Raw genomic sequence first — 19,001 nt, 5'->3', positions numbered from 1 at the left:
CCAGTCTAAGCGTTGGCGGCGAGGGCTTCCATGAAATCCGAACGCGCCATGGCCGCGGCCCGGAGCAGTGCGTTCTTCACCGCCTTTTTGTCCGAGGCGCCGTGGCCGATGAAGACCGGCCCTTTGACCCCGAGCAAGGGCATGGCCCCGTATTCTGCCGGGTCGAGCCGGGCCACCAGGCGTTTGAGCGCGTCTTTGAGCAGCAACGCCCCCAGCTTGGCCTTGGTGCTTTGCTCGAGGGCCTCTTTGAGCCAGCGAAAGATGGCCTTGGCCTCGCCCTCGGCGAGTTTGAGGACCACGTTGCCGACGAAACCGTCGCAAACGACCACGTCGGCCTTGCCGTTCATGATGTCGCGCCCTTCGACGTTGCCCACGAAGTTGAGGTCGCTCTTTTCGAGGAGGGCGCGGGCCTCGATGACCAAACGGTTGCCCTTGGTGGGCTCCTCGCCGATCGAGAGCAGGCCCACCCGCGGTCGCTCGATGGCGTAGACGTGCTCGGCGTAGGCCGAGCCCATGGTAGCGAACTGCAAAAGCTGGCGCGGTTTGACGTCGGCGTTGGCACCGGCGTCGATGACGTGCACCTTGCCCGAGGGGGTGTGAGCCGGCAGTTCGGCGAGCAGCGCCGGGCGCTCGATGCCGCGGACCCGCCCCAAAACGAAGAGCGCCGAGGCCATGGTGGCCCCGGTGTGCCCCATGCTCACCACCGCGCTGGCCTCGCCCTCCTTGACCAGGCGAGTGGCCACCACGATCGAGGCTTGGCGTTTTTTACGCACCTCGGTGGCGTGCTCCGCCATCGAGATGAACTCGGGGGCGTGGACGATGGGCAGGGTGCCGCCCTGGTGCTCGAGTTCCTCTTTGAGCCGGGCCTCGTCGCCCACCAGCACCACCGGCACGCCCTCGCTCGCGGCGAGCAGCGCGCCGGCGACCGTTTCCCGGGGCGCAAAGTCCCCCCCCATCGCGTCGAGGGCGAGCGGTTTCATGCCGAGGCGGGCAGGTGGCGTTCGAGCTTTTCCAGGTAGTTCCGCTTGGGCTGGGCGCCGACCCAGACCTCCACCGGTTCGCCGTTTTTGAACAGGATCACGGTGGGGATGCTCATCACCCGGTAGCGCATGGCCGCGCGGGGATTCTCGTCCACGTCGAGCTTGGCCACCTTGACCTTGCCGGCGTAGGTCTTGGCGATCTCCTCGACGATGGGAGCGATCATCTTGCAGGGCTGGCACCATTCGGCCCAGAAATCCACCAGCGTGAGGCCATCCTTGATCGCAGCTTCGAACGTGTCGTCGGTCAGTGTCTGAATCTCCGCCATACCTGACCTACTTTATACGATTCGGGTAGCCTGGAAGCGTGGAGTGGCCGGAGGTGGAAAAGGCCCGGGAACTCTGGGAGCGGGGCCTTTACTGGGAGGTGCACGAGGCCCTCGAGCCGCTCTGGATGCGCCTATCGGGCCCTGAGCGCGAGCTCGTCCACGGCGTGATCCAGCTCGCCGCTGCGCTGCACAAGGCCAAGACCAACCGCCGCGGCGCCTGGCGGCTTTTCGAGAAGGCCCTCGGGCATTTGCGAAAGGTCCCGGACCTCGACGCCGAGGCGTTGGCCGCCGGGGTCAGGCAGGCGCTTATGGACCCATCCTTCAAGCCGGACTTCCCGCTCGATGGTGAAGCGTGGGCGTGGCGGTCTGGGTGACCGTCAGGTCCAAAGTTCGGGGGTTTTCAGTCCGAGCGGGTCTTTAACATTTTTGTTAAACTGTTTTCGGGGCGTGATTGGGGTTGTATTCCTTCGGGGTGCAAACAGCAAGGGTGGGAGACCTGGTGCTTGCGCGAGATCTCGAGGAGGTCACTCATTACCCAGGCTTAAGCGTATCAATGGTCGTGAACTCCGGCGGCTTCTGCGCATGTACGGGTTTGAGCGTATTAAGCAAAGGGGCAAGGGTTCCCACGAGATATGGAGAAATGGCGATGGTAAAGAGGTGGTTGTGGCCGTACGCGCCGGTGAAGTGGTGCCAGTTGGGACGCTGAAGAAGATTCTCCGCAATGCGGGTATTCCGGAGAAGGCGCTGAGAAGGTGAGGCGCGGGCAGTCCCCCAGCGGGCCGAAAGGCGAAAGATTCGTAAGGCCAAGGGAGGCGGAAAAATGGCGGCAGTCAAAGAGTGGGATCTTCTCTTCCCCTGCTATATCGAGCACGATCCGGACTCAGATACCTACGGGGGTTATTGTGAGGGTGCGCCGGTCTACGTCGGCGGGAAGGCGCATCGGGAAGAGGCCCTGCGAGCGCTTCAAGAGGCTCTCGCGTTCTATCTTGCCCACCTCGAAGTGGAAGGCCGGCCCTTACCAGAGCCCCCGGCCGAGGCTCCACCCCCCGAGGCAGGTCTCTCCATGGAGCTTGTTTGGCTGCGCCCTGCTCCGGTCAACCCGGTGAGCCTGGAGATTGAGCAGATGATGCGGGCCCGGGGTCTGAAGCGGAGTGAGTTGGCGCGGCGCCTGGGCGTGACCCCCGCCGCGGTGACCAGACTCCTCGACCCCCTTTACTTCGGCCATAGCCTTGCCACCCTCCGGCGGGTGGCTGAAGCCCTGGACAGCGACCTCGATGTTCGTTTTGTGAGCTGATCCCTGTGGTCTACGGGCCGGTCTTTGCCTGGGGCGACCTGTTAAGGGCCCCCGCCGTGGCTTTTTCCACGGCGGGGTATTTAGAGCCCCAGCCGGGCCGCCACGTCCTCAAAGTCCGGATCTTCAGCGTAGAGTTTTTCGAGTTCAGTCCGCGCCCGCCGGTGCTGGCCGAGGTCTTCGTAGACCAGGGCCCGTTCGTAGCGGAGGGCCCGTAAGAGCGCTTCGTCGCGGCCTTTTTTCCTACGAAGCGCCCCGGTAAGGGTCTCGCGCGCGGCCTTAAGGAGCCCGAGGCCCCGCAGGGCCTTGGCTTTGTAGAGGAGTAGCGCGGTGTGGAGTTGCGATTCGTTCTCGACGCCTTCGGCCAGGCGCACGATCTTCTGATAGGTGGCCCTGTCATTGGGCCGGGCTTCGAAGAGGAGCTCAGCGAGGGAGAGCTTGACCACGACGTCGTCGGGTTCGAGCTGCTCGAGCCGCTCCAGGGAGCGGATCGCGTCCTCCCAGCGCTTTTGACGCTGGTAGACCTCGACCAGACCGAGCAGCACGCCCCGCAGGTCTGGGCTCACGTGCGCAGACACTTCCTCGGTGATGGGGAGACTGATGAGCGCGTCAACACCGTATTTGGCGAAGTAACGGCCGAGCTGGTCGGGCTTTTTCGCTGCGCTCTCCAGGAAGCTGCGAGCTTCTTCCAGCCGTTCTTTCTTGAGCGAGAGGAAGCCGGCAAGGTATGCGCCATCAGCCAGATGGATGGCTTGCCTGAGGTGTGCGAGTGCCAGCGCTTCGTTGCCAAGGGCCAGCTCCCGCAAACCATCCACCAGCGCTTTCTCATCACTTGGCGTGACGAGCCGTTTGAAAAAGCCGAGGGTCAGCCGGTCCTTTGGGTGAACTGAGGGAACGGTGCTTCCGCCACCCCGCTTGCTTTTCGAGGATTGCTTGGCCCCGAGCGTGGTGGTGTAGAAAAGGCCGGTCCCGGGAAGGCCCGCCGTGGCCCGGGTACCCCTTGGACCAAAGGTGAGCTTGGCACCTCGAGGCCCGAACGAGAGCGAAGCGCCCGACTTGCTCAAGTTCAGGGTCACGCCCGGGGCGATTCTGATCCGTCTCCAAAAGCGGAAACCCATACCCATCCTCCAGACCTTGGTGTAGACCAGAAAGGTGATATCATCCCGATGGAATCAATTGTCCCGGTTGATCTCCTTGCCCATTGCTTGCGCGATCAGGTTGAGGAGTGCCTCTCGACGTGCGGCGAAGAAGGCGTTGAAGTCATTGTTGCGTAGAGCGGTCGCATCGATGTGGTGCGAAGCCAGAATCGACGCCATTTCTTCATCATCGATGCCGACCTGATCATGTCTTTGGAGCTGAGCCAGGTATTTGGACGGAGCCCTGCCGCCGATCATGCGATTGGCTCTGGCTGAAATCATGGTTTTGTTCACGATGCAATCACAGAGCTGCGGATCAATACCCTGTTGCTTGCACCAGGCTCGGGGAAAAATGTGGTGGATGTCGATCGATGTTTCTTCAATATCAGATTCAATAACAAGATCGCGAATCGATGTTTTCCAGAAGAAGTCGCGTGCGCCCTCTCGAACCAACAGCACGCTCAGGCCTTTATACGCAGCGCTCAGGCGCGATCGCATGGTCTTAAGCCTCGAGGACGAGAAAACCGCATCACGTACGGTTCGCGGTACCTTTTCGTCGTCCTCGAGCCAGGCCAGCAAATCCTCGTAATCGTTGGCGATTCGGGTGTCGGTCGTGCCTCCGTAGAGTTCACCAAAAACGCCACACCAAAACCATCGGCTGAGCTTGTCAAAGATCCTGGGTTCCAGCCAGCGTTCACCGATGTCGGCCATGACCGCAGCCAGTGGGACGAGCTGGGTTCGGTAAGGGACGTCCCGTTCATGGAAGAATCCCTGGCGGCTCAAGAAGCGGTGTACTTCTTTGAAGCCGTTTTCGATGCGACCAGCGCGGAGGCGGTACTCAGAGAGCGGCAGCTTCAAGATTGTGGCCCGTTTCGCGCTGACCGGTGTCACGGCCTTGCCGGTTTTGCCACGAGCGATGTCCTTTCGGCGCTCATCTCGGCTCCAGAGGAGGGAGACGGCTTGCAGGAAGTCGGTGGGTTCGACGTCCGACAGTAGGCGGTGCTCAGCCAGGCGGTCCTGACGACCCTGCACTCCCTGTTCTGGGTCTCCGTACCAGTCCTGACGAAGGTTGAAGCCTTCGGCAGCAAAGGAGGCCGTAACCAGTTCGAAGACACTCAGGGCAACACCGCCGGTGTTGACCTTTTCGAAGACCATGCACACCGCTTCTTTACTCGCGTTCTTCAATAGCTTGATTATGGGAAGCTCGTATGTGCGAAAGGCGTTGAGCACCTTTCTGCGGAACTCCATGTAGGTGCGGTACGCTTCGGGTTTCACTTCGTGCAACGTTTCTTCCCAATCGTCGGCGTCGAACACGCGATTGCACGGGAACATGAGCTGCTCGCATTCCTTCTCGATGGTGGACAGGTCCAGCACAACATCCCGCCCGAAATTGGCGCGTAGTTTTTTATCCTCGTCGACAGTGATGATTGCCTCTTCCGGATCGTCGGCTTCTAATGCCTTTTGAATGTCGAAGTAGTAATAGACGCGGATCTTTTTTCCTTTGGAGGTGCGCGTATCGACCGGGGTGTCGAGCATTAAAACCCTGGTTAGGGTGGTGATTCGCTGCTGGCCGTCGAGGATCAGTTCCTCGGGAACTCTTTCTTGTGAGAGTCTCACACCCTCGACCGGGCGAGTTTGAAATTTGTTTTCCCCGCCATTTTCCAGCAGCATCACCGCGCCGATCGGAAACGATTGGGCGATGCTGGCGAGCAGGGAACGAATATGGTCATCATCCCATATCCACCCGCGCTGAAAGTCGGGAAGCTGGATACGGCCATCAGCTGTAGCTTCCAAAACGACCCTGAGCTGTCTTTTTGAACTGTCAAATGTTTGCACCGCTTCCCTCCTGACTGGCTTCCAGTTTTTCTTTCGAAATGCATTTCGAGTGGGCAATGGTGATGCCAGCTCTCGGTTTGGGGATAATCATAACTTTGGCAAGTTATGGGGGGCGTGATCCTTGACTGGGGCCAACCGAGAAAACCCCCGGCCTTCGCCGGGGGTGCCTGGCTCCGCGGGCAGGACTCGAACCTGCGACCAGTCGGTTAACAGCCGACCGCTCTACCAGCTGAGCTACCGCGGATCGCGGCCAAGCCAGGCTAATCTTAGCAAAGGGCCTATTTGGCATCAAGCCCTGCCGCGCCTTGCGGCAGGGCCAAAGTGCGGGCCGGTTGCTTTTTGGGGGCCCCGCCGTGGCGAAGGCCACGGCGGGGTGTTTATACGAGCCGGCTGCGGAGCCAGGAAGAGCCAAAGTCGATGAGGTTCACCACCAGCACGATGGCGATGATGCCGATGATCATCTGGTCGTACTGGCCGCTGGCCATGGCGTTTTGGATGAAAAAGCCGATGCCGCCGGCACCCACGAAGCCGAGGACGATCGAGACCCTGAAGTTGATCTCGAAGCGGTAGAGGGTGTAGGCCACGAAAAGGGGCAGCACCTGGGGGAGGATCGCCCAGCGCACCACGTTGGTTCCGGAAGCGCCGACGGCCTCGAGGGCCTCGATCGGTCCCCGCTCGACGTTCTCGATGGCCTCCGAGTAGAGCTTGCCCAGATCGGCGATCGAGTGGATGGCCATGGCCAGGACGCCGGCAAACGGCCCAAGCCCCACCGCGGCCACGAAGACCAGGGCCAAAATCAGCGTGTCCACCCCGCGGTCGATGTTGTAAAAGGCGCGCATGAGGGTGAAGACGAGCCGGGTCAGGGCGCTGCCTCGGGTGAGGTTTCGGGCGGCGAAGAAGCTGGTGGGAACGGCGAAGATCGCCGCCAGGAAGGTGCCCACCAGCGCGATCTCCACCGTGAGCGCCATCTGGCTCGCCACTTCCTGCAAGGGGAAGATGTTGTGCGCGGGGTCGGCGAGGTTGGGTGGCCAGGCGCGGTCGAGGAAGTTCACGAAGAAGGGCCAGCCCTCGACGAGCCGTCCCAGGTTGAACTCGGTGGCGTAGAACGATGGGACCAGGACCGAGAAGACCAGGGCGGCGATGGCGCCGCTTTTCAGGTCACCTTCCTCCGCGAGCTCGGGGTTTCGGATGAGGAAGAGCCCCGAGGCCAGCATGAGCCCGGCCAGGAAGAGTACCGCCATGGTGCCGTACCTGGCCGAGGCCGGTTTCACCAGACGCAGCCCCTGGGCCGAGAGCGCTTTGGGCACCCCGCTTTGGAGGTCGGCGAGGGTGCGGACGGGGGGCAGTTCCTTGAGGCCGATTTCCCGGCGGGTGGCGTTCAGGGCCTCGAGCTCGGCGTTGTAGCGCTCGATCAGGGCCTGGACCTCGCGCTCGGGGACGGGGGCGAGGAGCTTGTAGTAGCCCACCATGCGCGGGAAGTAGGTCTGGCCGCTCGGGCTTTGGAGAAAGGCAAAGGTGGCGACGGCGGCGATCAGGGGCACCGCCAGGGCCAGCGCCTTTTGCTGCCCCCGCAAAACGAGGAAGAGCCCGAGACCGAGCCCCACCGCTACCGCGGCCTCGACCACGCCGGGAATGGGCTCCAGCCGGGCCAGGAAAACCGGCCTTGCCGACCAGAGGTAAACCAAGGCGATCGCCAGAGCGCCTCCCAGGGCTCCGAAGAAGCCGTGCAGCTTCCTCGGCCAGGGGACGAGGGCCAGCAGTCCCACCACGAGCAGCAAAATGATCGGCGGCCAGGCCGGAATCAGCCCTGCCGGAGTGGGGTAGACCGCCTCGCGCGAGAGGTAGCCGATGGCGCTGGTAAAGGGGAAGGTGAAAAACGCGATAAAAAGCCCGAGCCCACCGGCGTAGAGGAACCGACGGGCCGAGCCCCGGGCCACGGAGACCAGTGCCGCGGTCGCGAATCCGAGAAGGGGGTAGAGCCAGCTCATAGCGCCTCCAGACTTCCGGCGTAGATCTTTTCCGCGACCTCGTCGGTCAGCGCGTTCACGGGGCCGTCGAAGACCAGCCGCCCCTGGTTGAAGGCCAGCACCCGCTGGGCGTATCGGCGGGCCAGTTCCAGAACGTGGATGTTCACCAGGACGGTCACGCCCTGGGCTTCGTTGTAGTCCTTGAGCAGGCCGAGGATGACGTCGGAGAGCCGCGGGTCGAGACTGGCCATGGGTTCGTCCGCCAGCACCAGCTGGGGTTCTTGGGCCATGGCCCGGGCGATGGCCACCCGCTGTTGCTGCCCGCCGGAGAGCGCGTCCACGCGTACGTGCTTTTTATCCGCAAGGCCCACCCGTTCGAGGTAGGTCTCGGCGAGCTTGCGGTCGTGGTCCGAGTAGAGCCCGAGCAGACCCTTCCAGGTGGGGAGATACCCCAGGCGCCCGTGCAAGACGTTCTCGATGGCGGTGAGCCGGGTCACCAGGTTGAACTGCTGGAAGATGAAGCCCACGGTGCGGCGAAATCGGGAGAGGGCCCGCCCCTTGAGCGCCGAGACCTCGACCCCGCCAACCCGCACCGAGCCGGAGGAAGGGCGCACGAGTCCGTTCAGGGTGCGCAAGAAGGTGGACTTTCCCGCGCCGGAAAGGCCGATTACGGCCACGAACTCCCCATCGTCGATGCGTACGCTGACGTTTTTCAGGGCCCGCGTGCCGTTGGGAAAGGTGACTGTGAGTTCTTCGACCTCGATCATCGCTATGTCGTTTGCGGGTGGTGCTTCCGGGATGTTTGAGCGTGAAATCCCCCATGCTGGGCAGCGCATGGGGGATCAGGCGTCGTTGGCAATGTGACCTGGCTCCCTACTCCTTATCCAGCCCGAGGAGCTTCCTGGCCTCGCGGACCACGTCGTAGTCCTTGTCGGTGGCCGGGACCATGTAGTCGATCCGGTAGAGGTTTTTAAGCAGGTCGCAACCCTCGTCGACCTTGCAGCTCATGATCGCGGCCTTGATCTTCTCGGTCAGCTTGGGGTATTTCTCGTAGAACTGCTTCGAGACCGAGAAGGTGTCGCCGGGGATGGGCTTGGTGTAGAAGATGGCGTGGATCTGGGCCGCTTCCTCGGGCGAGAGGAACTGGGTCCAGGCGCCGGATTTGTTCTGGTCGTCGTTGGCGAAGACGGCGGCAGCGTCGACCGAGCGGTTCAGGACCGCGAGCACCGCGGCGTCGTGCTTCCCGGCGAAGACCTGCTTGCCGAAGAAGGTGTCGGGGTTGATGCCCCGTGCGAGCAGCGCGGCGCGGGGGAAGACGTAGCCGGCGGCCGAGTTGGGGTCGACCCAGGCGATGGTTTTGCCCTCGAGGTCCTCGATCCGGTTATAACCCGAGTCCTTACGCACGATGATCGCGCTCCAGTAGAAGGCGTTGCCAAAGCGCACGCTCTTAAGGAGCACCTTGGCCCCGGCCTCGCGGGAGGCGATCACGTAGCCGTCGGGCGGGAAGAAGGCGAAGTCGAGCTTGCCCGAGCGCATGGCCTCGACCAGGCCGCGGTACTCGGTGGGCAAAAAGACCTCGACCTCGACCGCGCCGCCCAGCTGGTCCTCGATGAAGTTGGCGATGGCCTGAGCGGCCTGCGAGAGCTGATCGGAGTTTTGCGTTGGGTTGAAGCCGATACGAACTTTCAGGGCGCTTTGCGCCATGACACCGCTGAGGCCCAAAAGGGCCAGGAACAACACCAGTGCGCGTTTCATAACATCCTCACTCTAAGCCCCGGGGGCAAAACTTCGCAATACTCGATGGCCATTTGCCCCGCTGGTGCAGCCGGTTGTGCCAAAAAATAGGTGGGGACGGGAAAATTTTTACTGCGCGGTTTGCCGCTTGGGAGGTGGAGTTGGGATCCGGGGCGAAGGTTCTGAAGGGGGGCTGGCCCGCTGGGCCCGCGGCCGGCGGGTTCATTGGTGCACTTTCTGCTGGAAATCGGTCCGATAGCCTGCGAGGTATGCCGAACGTCCACATGTTTGCCGGTTACCTTACCCTGACCGTTGGGTTTCTCACGGGAATCTACCTTCTGACCCAGCCTTCGCCGCCCCGATGGGCGAAGATGGCGACGGGACTCTTCGACCTGACCGCACTCCTTGGCCTTTTCGCTTACTTTAGCCTCGGCGCCGGAGACCGGCCTTCGCTCGTTCACCCTTTGCTCGCCGTTTTGGCGGCCGCCGGGGTGCATTGGGCCGTGGCCCGGCGGGGCCGCATTCCCGGGCTTGGCTTTATTCTCGCCGTGTTGCTGATTTTTCTCTCGCGACCGGCCTAGATGAGGGCCGTTGCCGCTGCACGGGCGGCCATCCCCTTACGGGGCTGATCCGTTTGCGACTTGACGCCATTAAAGAAGTTATCGTTGATCCATTTGGGTGTTGCAATCCCCTTGCGGGGCTGATCCGTTTGCGACTGGACTGGTACCGCATCCGCCAGGACCTCGAGCCGGCCCTGGTTGCAATCCCCTTGCGAGGCTGATCCGTTTGCGACAGCGGCCTTTGGGAGCGACGTCCAGGACGGGGTTTTTGGGGCCTGTTTGGAAGTGAGGCTCTCATAATTTAAAATTTGGACCTGAACTCGGTTCAAAAAGCGAAGAATTTTCGATGGGAATAGGGGTGGAAGCAGGCCCTTCAAGATCGGGCCAAGGGCAGAGCGTCGCTTTTCAAGGTCCACCGGTCATGCCCGACTTCGGGCGATAGTATACCAAAGCGCAGCGTTGGCTCTGCCCTGTAGAATGCGGCTGGTGGTCGAGGCCCTTCGCGCCTACTTGCTCGGGTGTTTGCCGGACCCAGCCGCGACGGTCCGCGATGAGGAAGCCCTCTATGCCCGCATGCTCCGCGAGTACCCCGAGCGGGGGGGCAAGCTGCTCAGGGGGCAGCTCTTGCTTACCACGGCCGGTTTTTTCGGGGCGACGCTTGAGCAGGCGCTTCCGGCGGCCGCGGCCCTGGAGCTCTTCCAAAACTGGGTGCTCATCCACGACGACATCGAGGATGCCTCCGAAGACCGTCGGGGCAAACCGACGCTCCACCGCATTTACGGGATGCCGCTGGCGCTCAACGCCGGGGATGCCCTGCACGCCTTGATGTGGCGCGTGCTCGTCGAGGCCGGGTATGGCCGGGCGGTGCTCGAGGAGTTCGCCACCCTGGTCGAGCGCACCGCGTATGGCCAGCACCTCGACCTGCTCTGGATTCAGGACGGGCGCTTCGACCTCTCGCCCGAGGACTACTTGACAATGGTTCGTTCCAAGACCGCTTATTACACGGCGGTGGCGCCGCTCAGGCTCGGGGCGCTGGTGGCGGGAAAGTCGCCGCATCCGGCCTTCGCCAGCGCCGGGGAAAAGCTCGGCGTGGCCTTCCAGATCATCGACGACGTGCTGAACCTCGAGGGTGACCCCGCCCGCTACGGCAAGGAGATCGCCGGCGACCTCTGGGAAGGCAAACGCACGCTGATCGTCCTCGATTTTCTGGAAAATGCCCCGGAAGTGGACCGGGAGCGGGCCGAGCGGCTCCTGCTCGCCCCGAGGACGCAAAAAGACCCCGGGGAGGTGGCCTGGCTCCACCGCCAGCTGATCGAGTTCGGCTCGGTGGCCCGGGCCCGTGAGCTGGCCGAACGGATGGCCAAAGAGGCGCTTATGGAGCTGGCCTCGGTGTTTGGCCGAGAAAGCCCCGTGCTCGAGCTTCTTGCCCGGCTGGTCAAGCGTGCGTCGTAAAATGGGCCCCATGGCGAAGATGCATGACCTGCCCATCGGCGACAAGGCCCCTGAGGTCGTAAACATGATCATCGAGGTGCCGGCCCGGAGCGCGAACAAGTACGAGTTCGACGAAGAGACCGGCATGATCAAGCTCGACCGCGTCCTGCCCACCGCCCAGGCCTACCCCGGCGACTACGGGTTCATTCCCCAGACCCTGGCCGAGGACGGCGACCCCCTCGACGGGGTGATTCTCTCCACCTACCCCCTCTTCCCCGGGGTGCTGGTTGAGGTGCGGGTGGTGGCGCTCATCGAGATGGAAGACGAGAAAGGCCCCGATTCCAAGATCATCGGCGTGGTGGCCGAAGACCCTCGCTGGGACGGGGTGAAGGACCTCGAGGACGTCCCCCAAGGCATCCTGGACGAGATCAAGAACTTCTTCGAGACCTATAAAGCCTTGGAAGCGAAAAAGGGCAAGTGGGTCAAGGTGACCGGGCTCAAGGACCGGGCCGCGGCCCTGGCCGAGCTCAAGGCCTGCATGGACCGCTACCAGCAAAAGTAAGCTCTGTGGCTTGGGTCCGCAGGCCCCCGGGATACGATGGGGGCATGCGGACCCACCTGGTTTGGGCGGCCAGGCTGGCCTGGCGAAAGCGCCTTTGGCTCGGCGCCGGTCTTGGGCTTTTGGCCCTGGTGGGAGTGGTCCTGGGCCTGCCCAGGTGGGTCGTGCTGGTGGGGTTTTTGGCCTGGCTTTACCCAACCCGCCGCGAACTTCCCCGCGCGCTTTCGGAGATCGACCGCTACGGCCTCGCTTACCGCGCGGCCCTCGAGGCCGACCCCGACGACCCCAAACGACCGCGCCTCCTCGAGGCGGCCCGGGCCCAGCTGGCGAAGATGCGCCCGCCTTCCCGGCCCTGGCCGGCGCTTTTGGCCTACCTGCTGGTGCTGGCCTTGGCCCTCGTGGTGCCGAGCCGCCCCTGGACGGAGCCGGCTCCGGTGGAGGCCGGCCAGCAGGCGCCCCGGGTTGAGGAAGCGAGCGCTCCGAAACCCCAAACCGAGGCCGGGGCGCCGGTCGAGCCGGCCTCGAGCCCGCCGCCAGAGAAGGAAACGGCGCCCGCCCCGTCCGGCGAAACCCCGGCCGAGACCGCGGCTTCTCCGGAGGGCCAGGACGCGACGCCAACTCCTTCCCAGCCCCAGGTGCCACCGCAAACGGGTGAGGGTGAGCCCAAGGGCCAGCCGAGCGCCGCCCCCAGCGCGGAGCCGGCGGCAGGGGAGGTCGAGGCGGGCTCGCCGGGTGCGAACGCGAGCCCCGGGTCGCCGGCCGAGCCGGGCGCGCCGTCGGAGGCGGCGGCTCCGGCCCCGGGCGAGGCCCGGGGCCAGGCCGGCGAGGGGATGGCTCCGGGGGAGGTCACCGGCCGCCCGGAAGCGGGGACGCCCTCGCCCGAGGCGCCCGGCCCCGAGGCGCTGCCCGGCGCTCTGGACGCTCCGGACGGGGAGCGATTGACCGCGACCCCCCCCTCCGCCGAGTCCGAAACCCCGACCGGAGCCCTCGAGGCCGGTGACTTGCCCGCGCCGTGGCCGGAAGGACGGCCGCCGGAAGTGGTCCGGGCCCGGGTCGAGACCTACCTCTCCGAGGAGCCGCTGGCCCCGGAAGTTCGGGAACTGGTCCTGCGCTACTTCGAGCTCGAGGGCCCCTGAAGCCCCGGCCAGCGACGCGCCCACTCCAGGGAAATCCCCAGCCGGTCCAGGATGCGCTGGGTGATGAAGCGGATCAGGTCGCCGATCTCCTGCGGTCGGTGGTAAAACCCGGGGCTCGCCGGGAGGATGGTGGCCCCGGCTTCGGCGGCGAGCGTCATTGCCCGCAAGGCCGGCAGGGGCAGGGGGGTTTCGCGCGGCACCAGGATCAGGGGCCTTTGCTCCTTGAGGTGGACGAAGGCGGCCCGGGTGAGGAGGTTGTCGGTGAGGCCGTGGGCGATCTTGGCGAGCGTGCCCTGGCTCGCCGGCACCACCACCATGCCGTGGGTCACGAACGAGCCCGAGGCGATGGCCGCCCCCAGGTCGCGGGGGTCGTAGACCACCTGGGCTTTGTCGTAGAGAGCCTCGGGGGTAAGGCCGGTTTCGGCGCGGAGGACCTCGAGGCCCCCCGCCGTCGCCACCAGGTGGATCTCGGCGCCGGCGGCGTTCAGGGCCTCGAGCAGATCGAGGGTGTAGGGGATACCCGAGGCCCCCGAGACCCCGACGACGACCCTCAAGCGCCCCTCCCCGAGCCTTGCGATTCCGGCGGCACCCAGGGCTCGCCCGAGAAAAAGCCCCGCGTGAGCCGGGCCACAACGCCGCCGAGCACGATGAGCCCGATGAGGTTGGGGATCGCCATCAGGCCGTTTAAGGTGTCGGAGATCTGGGTAAAGGCCTCGAAGCCTCCCAGCCCGCCCACGAAGGCCAGGACCACGTAGGTGATGCGGTAGGGCCAGCGAATCCCCTCGCCCAGGAGGAAGCTCGCCGCCTCTTCGCCGTAAAAACCCCAGGAGACGATGGTGGTGAAGACGAAGAGGGAGAGGATGGTGCTGGCGATGGCGGTATCGCCGGGAACCTCGTCCCAGGCCACCACGAAGACTTGCGAGGCGCTGGCGGCCTCCATCCAGGCGCCGGTGGAGAGGATGATGAGCGCCATCAGGGTGTTGATCACCATGGTGTCGAGGAAGACCTCGACCACGCCCCAAAACCCTTGCCGGACCGGGTGGTCGACCTGGGCCTGGGCGTGGGCGATCGCCGCCGAGCCCAGACCAGCCTCGTTGGAAAAGATTCCGCGACCGACGCCGGCTTTGAGCGCCTGGCTGAGGGCGTATCCGCCGGCGCCGCCGGCCGCGGCCTGGAGGTTGAAGGCGCTGGTAAAGATCGAGGCGAACGCCTGGCCGATGTTCCCCAGGTGGAAAAAGAGTTCGGTCGCCGAGGCGACGAGGAAGGCGATCACCATAAACGGCACCCAGACCTGGGCAAAGCGCGCGATCCTGGCCACGCCCCCGGCCAGGATGAAGGCCACCACCACGGCGACGAAGAGCCCGGTGAGCGCGGGCGGCACCCCGAAGCCGTCCTGGAAGCTCGCGGCCATGGCCGAGCTCTGGGTGAGGTTGCCGATGCCGAAAGCGGCGATGGCGGCGAAGAGAGCGAAGAGGCCGCCGAGCCAGGGCAGGCCCAGCCCCTTGGCCAGGTAGAACATCGGTCCGCCCGAGACCGAGCCGTCGGCGTAGCGCTGGCGGAAGTGGACCGCCAGCGTGGCTTCGGCGAATTTGGTGGCCATGCCCACCAGACCGGCGATCCACATCCAGAAGATGGCGCCCGGGCCCCCGGCCATGATGGCCGCGGTGACCCCGATCAGGTTGCCCTGGCCCATGGTGGCGCCGAGCGCGATCATGGTGGCCTGGAAGGGCGTGATCTCGCCGCCAAAGCCGAGTGCGCGTTCGCGAATGGCGCCGACGGTTTCCCGGAGGATGATGCCGAACTTCCTGAACTGAATCAATCCGCTGCGGAAGGTGAGGTAGAGGCCCACGGCGAGGAAGACGATCATCATCTCCGGGCCCCACACGTAACGATTGATGAGCTGATTGAGTTCGAGTACGTTCATGCTGGTGATCAAACCTCCCTAGAACTCGGGTTCGACCTTGAGCTTCGTTCCCCGGCCCACCCGGAGGCGCCGGAGCGCCTGATCGTGAAGCATGATGCGCTCGGGGATGTTGGGGCGGGGCTCGGCCTTGAAGCTCGCCGTCTGCCCCTTCGGCGAGCGCACCTTTACCTTAAAACCACCACCCAGGGCCTTGGCCCAGCGCTCATAGAGGGCGGTATCGAGATAGGCGATGTCCCGGTTCGGTCCGTAGTAGGGGAGAACGAGCAACACGGTCTCGCTGGCCCCGCCGGCGGGAAGCGCTCGCAAGAGCCCCCGCTGGAGGAGCGTGTTCAGGGTGCGGGCCTGTTCCAGCACCGGCTCCCGGGCCAGCACCTCGACGATGCGGCGGCCGTCGGCCTCGGTGTAGATGCCGAGTTCGTCGAGTGAGAGCTCGACCTCGCTCGCCGGGTTGCCAAGGCGAAGTTCGAGCCCCCAGTCTTCGGGGATGGCCTTGAGGTCCTGCCACACTGCCTGCGCCTCCATGAGCCGGGCCAAAACACGGGTCATCGGCATGGGGGTCGCTGCTTCGGGCGGCGAAACCCCGGATTCGAAGGCGAACTGGCCGTCCCTCAGGCCCGCCAGCAGATCGAAGGCCGACGTTCCCGAAAGTTCCAAAACCTCGGCCTGGGCGACCCGTCCGGGCGCGATGCCGAGGGTGGCGGTGAGGAAGGGGGCCTCGAGGTGCAGCACGCCGCCCCCGGGCGAGGCCGAAAGCGTCTGCAACAGGTTGGGCAGAGCGAAATCTGCGAGCGTTCCCTTGAGCATCTTCGATCAGTATGCCACGTTCCAGGCCTTTGCTGGCGGGAAAGCGCACCAGGTCTAGATAAATATGCGTTTATTGACGCACATACGGTGACGTGGGTAGGATTTGGGGCGGGAAGCAACGCCGGGAGGAGATATGCAATTTCTGCTGCGCATCTCGAAAGGTATCGATGCCTTCAACGAGTGGTTCGGCAAGGTGGTCTCGTGGCTCACGCTCTTCATGGTTCTCATTGGGGTTTATAACGCGATCACGCGAAAACTTTCTCAGACCATCGGCGTGGACCTCTCTTCAAACGCGTACATCGAGTTGCAGTGGTACATGTTCAGCCTGGTGTTTCTCTGGGGCGGGGCTTATACCTTGCTCCACGACGAGCACGTGCGCGTCGACGTGCTGTATGCCCGGCTTTCCGAGCGGGGCAAGGCCTGGCTCGACTTTTTCGGCCTTTTGCTCTTTTTGCTGCCTTTCTCGGCCATCGTGATCTACGTGGCCTGGCCTATTGTCGTCGACTCGTGGAAGATCCACGAGATGTCGCCCGACCCGGGCGGGCTCCCGAGATACCCGATTAAGGCCTCGCTGATCGTGGGGTTCGTGCTCGTTTTGCTCCAGGGCGTGAGCGAGCTGATCAAGAAGGCGGCCTTCCTCAAAGGCCTCATCGAACCCGAATCGAAAGCTGACGAAGGAGAGGCGGCGCTATGAACCTTGAAGACCTCCTCGGCCCCTTGATGTTCCTCGGTGCGTTGATCTTTATTTTTACCGGCTTTCCCGTCGCCTTCTCACTGGGCGGCACCGCCCTGGTTTTCGGCGCCCTGGGCATCCACTACGGTTTTTTCGACCTCAAGCTCATGCAGGCCATGCCCGAACGCATCTTCGGGATCATGGAGAACTACACCCTGCTCGCGGTGCCCTTTTTTATTTTCATGGGCACCATGCTCGAGCGAACCGGGCTGGCCGAGAACCTTTTGAAGACCATGGGCATGCTCTTCGGCCCCTTGCGGGGCGGTCTTGCCATCAGCGTGGTGGTGGTGGGGACCCTGCTGGCCGCCGCGACCGGCGTGGTCGGGGCCACGGTGGTGGCTATGGGGCTGATCAGCCTGCCCATCATGCTCCGCTACCGCTATTCAAAGGAGCTCGCCACCGGTGTCATCGCCGCCTCGGGAACGCTGGGCCAGGTCATTCCGCCCTCGATTGTGCTCATCGTTCTCGCGGACCAGCTGGGCGTTTCGGTAGGCGACCTCTTCATTGGCTCCTTGATCCCGGGCCTCACCCTCTCGGCGATGTACGTGCTCTACGTCGTCCTCATGGCGATCTTCAAACCCGAATCGGCGCCAGCGCTGCCGCCTGAAGAACGAACGCTCCACGGCTGGGCGCTCTTTAAAGAAGTGATGCTGGTCATGGTGCCGCCGCTGGTTTTGATCCTGGTGGTGTTGGGCAGCATCTTCGCTGGCTGGGCCACCCCCACCGAGGCCGGGGCGTTCGGCGGCGTGGGTGCCATGATCCTGGCCATGTTCTACCGAAAATTCACCTATACCGCCCTGGTCGAGAGTATGAAGGTGACCGCCCGGCTCACCGCCATGGTGCTCTGGATCCTGATCGGCTCCCGGGCGTTCAGCTTGGTCTTCCGCGGTCTCTACGGCGATATCTGGGTCGAGGATCTGCTCACCAACCTCCCCGGCGGCGAGATCGGTTTCCTGATCGTTGTGAACCTGATTATTTTTGTCCTCGGCTTTTTCATTGATTTCTTCGAAATCGCCTTCATTATCATCCCGCTGGTGGCGCCGGTGGCGGCGCGGGTGCTTCCGGCGATGTTCCCGGACGCGGTGGAGCCGGTGCGCATGGCGCTGGTGTGGTTCGGGGTCATGATCGGCATGAACCTGCAGACCTCCTTCCTCACGCCACCCTTTGGCTTCTCGCTCTTCTACTTGCGGGGCGTGGCGCCACCGGAAGTGACCACCGGTCACATCTACCGGGGAGCCATTCCCTTCATCGTGATTCAGCTGATCGGTTTGACTTTGCTCGTTGTCTTCCCCGAGATCGTCACCTGGCTCTTGAACCTGACCGGGGGCGTGTGAGCCAAGCCGGGACAGGGGAAGAAAAAGGGGGCCGGGCAGGTGCCCGGCCCTTCGCGTTGCCAATCCCTCAGAGGCCGGAGAACAGGTACTGGCTCAGGGCCAGCTCGGTGGTCGCGAACCAGCGGTTGATGTCGCCGCGGAAGGCCTTCCAGTCGTCGTAGACCTTCTTGTAGAACTTGTCCTGAGCGGCGAGCTCGTCGTAGAGGGTGAAGGCTTCCTTCTCGGCGGCCTTCATGATGTCGAGTGAGAACTTGCGCAGCTTGACCCCGCGTTTCAAGAGCCGCTTGAGCGCCGCCGGGTTTTTGAAGTCGTAGTCGGCCTGCATCTTCTGGTTGGCCTCGGCCGCGGCGGAGATCAGGACCTCCTGGTACACCTTGGGGAGCTTTTTCCAGGCGTCGAGGTTGACCATGAAATACAAGGTAGGGGCAGGCTCCCACCAGCCGGGGTAGTAGTAGTACTTGGCGACCTTGTAGAAGCCGAGCTTTTCGTCGTCGTAGGGGCCGACCCACTCGGTGGCGTCGATGGCGCCGCGCTCGAGTGCCGGGAAGATGTCGCCGCCGGCGAGCACCTGGACGGTGACCCCGAGGCGGGCCATCACCTTGCCGCCAAGGCCGGGGATGCGCATCTTGAGCCCTTTGAGGTCGGAGACCGAGTCCACGGGCTTGCGGAACCAGCCGCCCATCTGGGCCCCGGTGTTCCCGGCCGGGAAGCCGATGGTGTTGAAATCCGCCAGGAGTTCATTCATGAGTTTGATGCCGTTACCGTCGTAAAACCAGGCATTTTGTTCGCGGAAGGTCAGGCCAAAGGGGAGTGCGGCGCCGAAAGCGAGCGCCTGGTTTTTGCCAATGTAGTAGTAGGTGGCGGTGTGCCCGGCTTCGACCGTGCCCTGCTGCACCGCGTCAAGCACCTTGAGGCCGGGAACGATCTCGCCCGCGGCGTAAACGCGGATGTCGAATTTTCCGTCGGTCATGGCCTTGACCCGCTCAGCTACGGTGATCGCCCCACCGAAGATGGTGTCGAGCGAAGTGGGCCAGCTGGTGGCCATGCGCCAGCGGATGCGCTTGGTGGTCTGGGCATAAACGGGGCCAAACACGCTCGAGGCCGCCACACCGGCAGCAGCTTTCTTAATAAACTCGCGTCTCTTCACGCTTGAAACCCTCCTCTCTTGCCTTGCATCATGAGTATAGACACTCGCCATCGGGTTTTGCAAGAGGATTCATGTGAAAAATCGCATAAAATTACCCCCGGCG

Annotated in this window: 21 protein-coding genes and 1 tRNA gene; 10 read left to right on the top strand and 12 right to left on the bottom strand. The window is 63.8% G+C overall.

Going from position 1 to position 19,001, the window contains the following annotated elements; all coding sequences use genetic code 11:
• Positions 1–5 precede the first annotated feature (5 nt).
• Both plsX and trxA read right to left on the bottom strand, forming a co-directional pair.
• Complete coding sequence (gene plsX / locus ACZ5BT_RS04230; protein WP_464885371.1) at positions 6–980, bottom strand: phosphate acyltransferase PlsX; 975 nt, start codon at positions 978–980, stop codon at positions 6–8.
• Positions 977–1,306, bottom strand: coding sequence for a thioredoxin (gene trxA / locus ACZ5BT_RS04225; protein WP_464885370.1), 330 nt, complete (start codon positions 1,304–1,306; stop codon positions 977–979). Before trxA ends, plsX begins: the two co-directional genes overlap by 4 nt.
• A 38-nt stretch (positions 1,307–1,344) precedes the next feature.
• Here trxA and ACZ5BT_RS04220 point away from each other — a divergent pair, with 38 nt between their 5' ends.
• The 3 genes from ACZ5BT_RS04220 to ACZ5BT_RS04210 all read left to right on the top strand — a co-directional run bounded on the left by ACZ5BT_RS04220 (position 1,345) and on the right by ACZ5BT_RS04210 (position 2,600).
• Entirely contained in the window at positions 1,345–1,680 is a 336-nt protein-coding gene (locus ACZ5BT_RS04220; RefSeq protein ID WP_464885369.1) for a DUF309 domain-containing protein, read from the top strand.
• Positions 1,649–2,062, top strand: coding sequence for a type II toxin-antitoxin system HicA family toxin (locus ACZ5BT_RS04215; RefSeq protein ID WP_464885368.1), 414 nt, complete (start codon positions 1,649–1,651; stop codon positions 2,060–2,062). Before ACZ5BT_RS04220 ends, ACZ5BT_RS04215 begins: the two co-directional genes overlap by 32 nt.
• A gap of 64 nt (positions 2,063–2,126) precedes the next feature.
• Entirely contained in the window at positions 2,127–2,600 is a 474-nt protein-coding gene (locus ACZ5BT_RS04210) for a helix-turn-helix domain-containing protein (protein WP_464885367.1), read from the top strand.
• An 80-nt stretch (positions 2,601–2,680) separates the two neighbouring features.
• Here ACZ5BT_RS04210 and ACZ5BT_RS04205 read toward each other — a convergent pair whose 3' ends face one another.
• The 6 genes from ACZ5BT_RS04205 to ACZ5BT_RS04180 form a co-directional block, all read right to left on the bottom strand.
• On the bottom strand, positions 2,681–3,715 hold the full coding sequence (locus tag ACZ5BT_RS04205) for a DUF4236 domain-containing protein (RefSeq protein WP_464885366.1): 1,035 nt from the start codon (positions 3,713–3,715) through the stop codon (positions 2,681–2,683).
• Between the two features lie 54 nt (positions 3,716–3,769).
• Positions 3,770–5,569 (bottom strand): GmrSD restriction endonuclease domain-containing protein, encoded by a 1,800-nt coding sequence (locus ACZ5BT_RS04200; protein ID WP_464885365.1) that lies wholly within the window; start codon positions 5,567–5,569, stop codon positions 3,770–3,772.
• A gap of 168 nt (positions 5,570–5,737) precedes the next feature.
• Positions 5,738–5,813: transfer RNA gene (locus ACZ5BT_RS04195), tRNA-Asn, on the bottom strand.
• Between the two features lie 133 nt (positions 5,814–5,946).
• Complete coding sequence (phnE, locus tag ACZ5BT_RS04190) at positions 5,947–7,557, bottom strand: phosphonate ABC transporter, permease protein PhnE (RefSeq protein WP_464885364.1); 1,611 nt, start codon at positions 7,555–7,557, stop codon at positions 5,947–5,949.
• Positions 7,554–8,303 (bottom strand): phosphonate ABC transporter ATP-binding protein, encoded by a 750-nt coding sequence (gene phnC / locus ACZ5BT_RS04185; protein ID WP_464885363.1) that lies wholly within the window; start codon positions 8,301–8,303, stop codon positions 7,554–7,556. The genes phnE and phnC overlap by 4 nt, the downstream gene beginning before the upstream one ends.
• A gap of 106 nt (positions 8,304–8,409) precedes the next feature.
• Entirely contained in the window at positions 8,410–9,291 is an 882-nt protein-coding gene (locus tag ACZ5BT_RS04180) for a phosphate/phosphite/phosphonate ABC transporter substrate-binding protein (RefSeq protein ID WP_464885362.1), read from the bottom strand.
• 248 nt (positions 9,292–9,539) lie between these two features.
• Here ACZ5BT_RS04180 and ACZ5BT_RS04175 point away from each other — a divergent pair, with 248 nt between their 5' ends.
• The 5 genes from ACZ5BT_RS04175 (at position 9,540) to ACZ5BT_RS04155 (ending at position 12,956) form a co-directional block, all read left to right on the top strand.
• Entirely contained in the window at positions 9,540–9,851 is a 312-nt protein-coding gene (locus ACZ5BT_RS04175; RefSeq protein ID WP_464885361.1) for a hypothetical protein, read from the top strand.
• A gap of 53 nt (positions 9,852–9,904) precedes the next feature.
• Positions 9,905–10,051 carry a hypothetical protein gene (locus ACZ5BT_RS04170; RefSeq protein ID WP_464885360.1) on the top strand — a complete coding sequence of 49 codons (147 nt, stop codon included), beginning with the start codon at positions 9,905–9,907 and terminating at the stop codon, positions 10,049–10,051.
• Positions 10,052–10,307: 256 nt separating this feature from the next.
• On the top strand, positions 10,308–11,282 hold the full coding sequence (locus ACZ5BT_RS04165) for a polyprenyl synthetase family protein (protein ID WP_464885359.1): 975 nt from the start codon (positions 10,308–10,310) through the stop codon (positions 11,280–11,282).
• 10 nt (positions 11,283–11,292) lie between these two features.
• Entirely contained in the window at positions 11,293–11,823 is a 531-nt protein-coding gene (locus tag ACZ5BT_RS04160) for an inorganic diphosphatase (protein ID WP_464885358.1), read from the top strand.
• Positions 11,824–11,867: 44 nt separating this feature from the next.
• Positions 11,868–12,956, top strand: coding sequence for a hypothetical protein (locus tag ACZ5BT_RS04155; protein ID WP_464885357.1), 1,089 nt, complete (start codon positions 11,868–11,870; stop codon positions 12,954–12,956).
• Here the strand turns inward: ACZ5BT_RS04155 and ACZ5BT_RS04150 are convergent.
• The 3 genes from ACZ5BT_RS04150 to ACZ5BT_RS04140 are packed head-to-tail and all read right to left on the bottom strand — an operon-like array spanning position 12,932 to position 15,684.
• Positions 12,932–13,510 (bottom strand): UbiX family flavin prenyltransferase, encoded by a 579-nt coding sequence (locus ACZ5BT_RS04150; RefSeq protein ID WP_464885356.1) that lies wholly within the window; start codon positions 13,508–13,510, stop codon positions 12,932–12,934. The genes ACZ5BT_RS04155 and ACZ5BT_RS04150 overlap by 25 nt on opposite strands.
• The gene (locus tag ACZ5BT_RS04145; protein WP_464885355.1) at positions 13,507–14,880 is read right to left on the bottom strand and encodes an alanine/glycine:cation symporter family protein; all 1,374 of its coding nucleotides are present in this window, start codon (positions 14,878–14,880) and stop codon (positions 13,507–13,509) included. The genes ACZ5BT_RS04150 and ACZ5BT_RS04145 overlap by 4 nt, the downstream gene beginning before the upstream one ends.
• Before the next feature lie 18 nt (positions 14,881–14,898).
• Positions 14,899–15,684 (bottom strand): DUF4388 domain-containing protein, encoded by a 786-nt coding sequence (locus ACZ5BT_RS04140; RefSeq protein WP_464885354.1) that lies wholly within the window; start codon positions 15,682–15,684, stop codon positions 14,899–14,901.
• A gap of 133 nt (positions 15,685–15,817) precedes the next feature.
• Between ACZ5BT_RS04140 and ACZ5BT_RS04135 the strand changes: the two genes are divergently transcribed.
• Both ACZ5BT_RS04135 and ACZ5BT_RS04130 read left to right on the top strand, forming a co-directional pair.
• Positions 15,818–16,378 carry a TRAP transporter small permease subunit gene (locus ACZ5BT_RS04135; protein WP_464885353.1) on the top strand — a complete coding sequence of 187 codons (561 nt, stop codon included), beginning with the start codon at positions 15,818–15,820 and terminating at the stop codon, positions 16,376–16,378.
• On the top strand, positions 16,375–17,751 hold the full coding sequence (locus tag ACZ5BT_RS04130) for a TRAP transporter large permease (protein ID WP_464885352.1): 1,377 nt from the start codon (positions 16,375–16,377) through the stop codon (positions 17,749–17,751). Before ACZ5BT_RS04135 ends, ACZ5BT_RS04130 begins: the two co-directional genes overlap by 4 nt.
• A 67-nt stretch (positions 17,752–17,818) precedes the next feature.
• Here ACZ5BT_RS04130 and ACZ5BT_RS04125 read toward each other — a convergent pair whose 3' ends face one another.
• A complete protein-coding gene (locus ACZ5BT_RS04125) occupies positions 17,819–18,898 on the bottom strand; it encodes a TRAP transporter substrate-binding protein (protein ID WP_464885351.1) in 1,080 nt (359 codons plus the stop codon).
• Positions 18,899–19,001 lie beyond the last annotated feature (103 nt).

Source organism: Vulcanithermus mediatlanticus (assembly GCF_055385885.1).
Note: the sequence above shows the minus strand (reverse complement) of the source record. Positions and strands in the feature narration are given on the sequence as shown.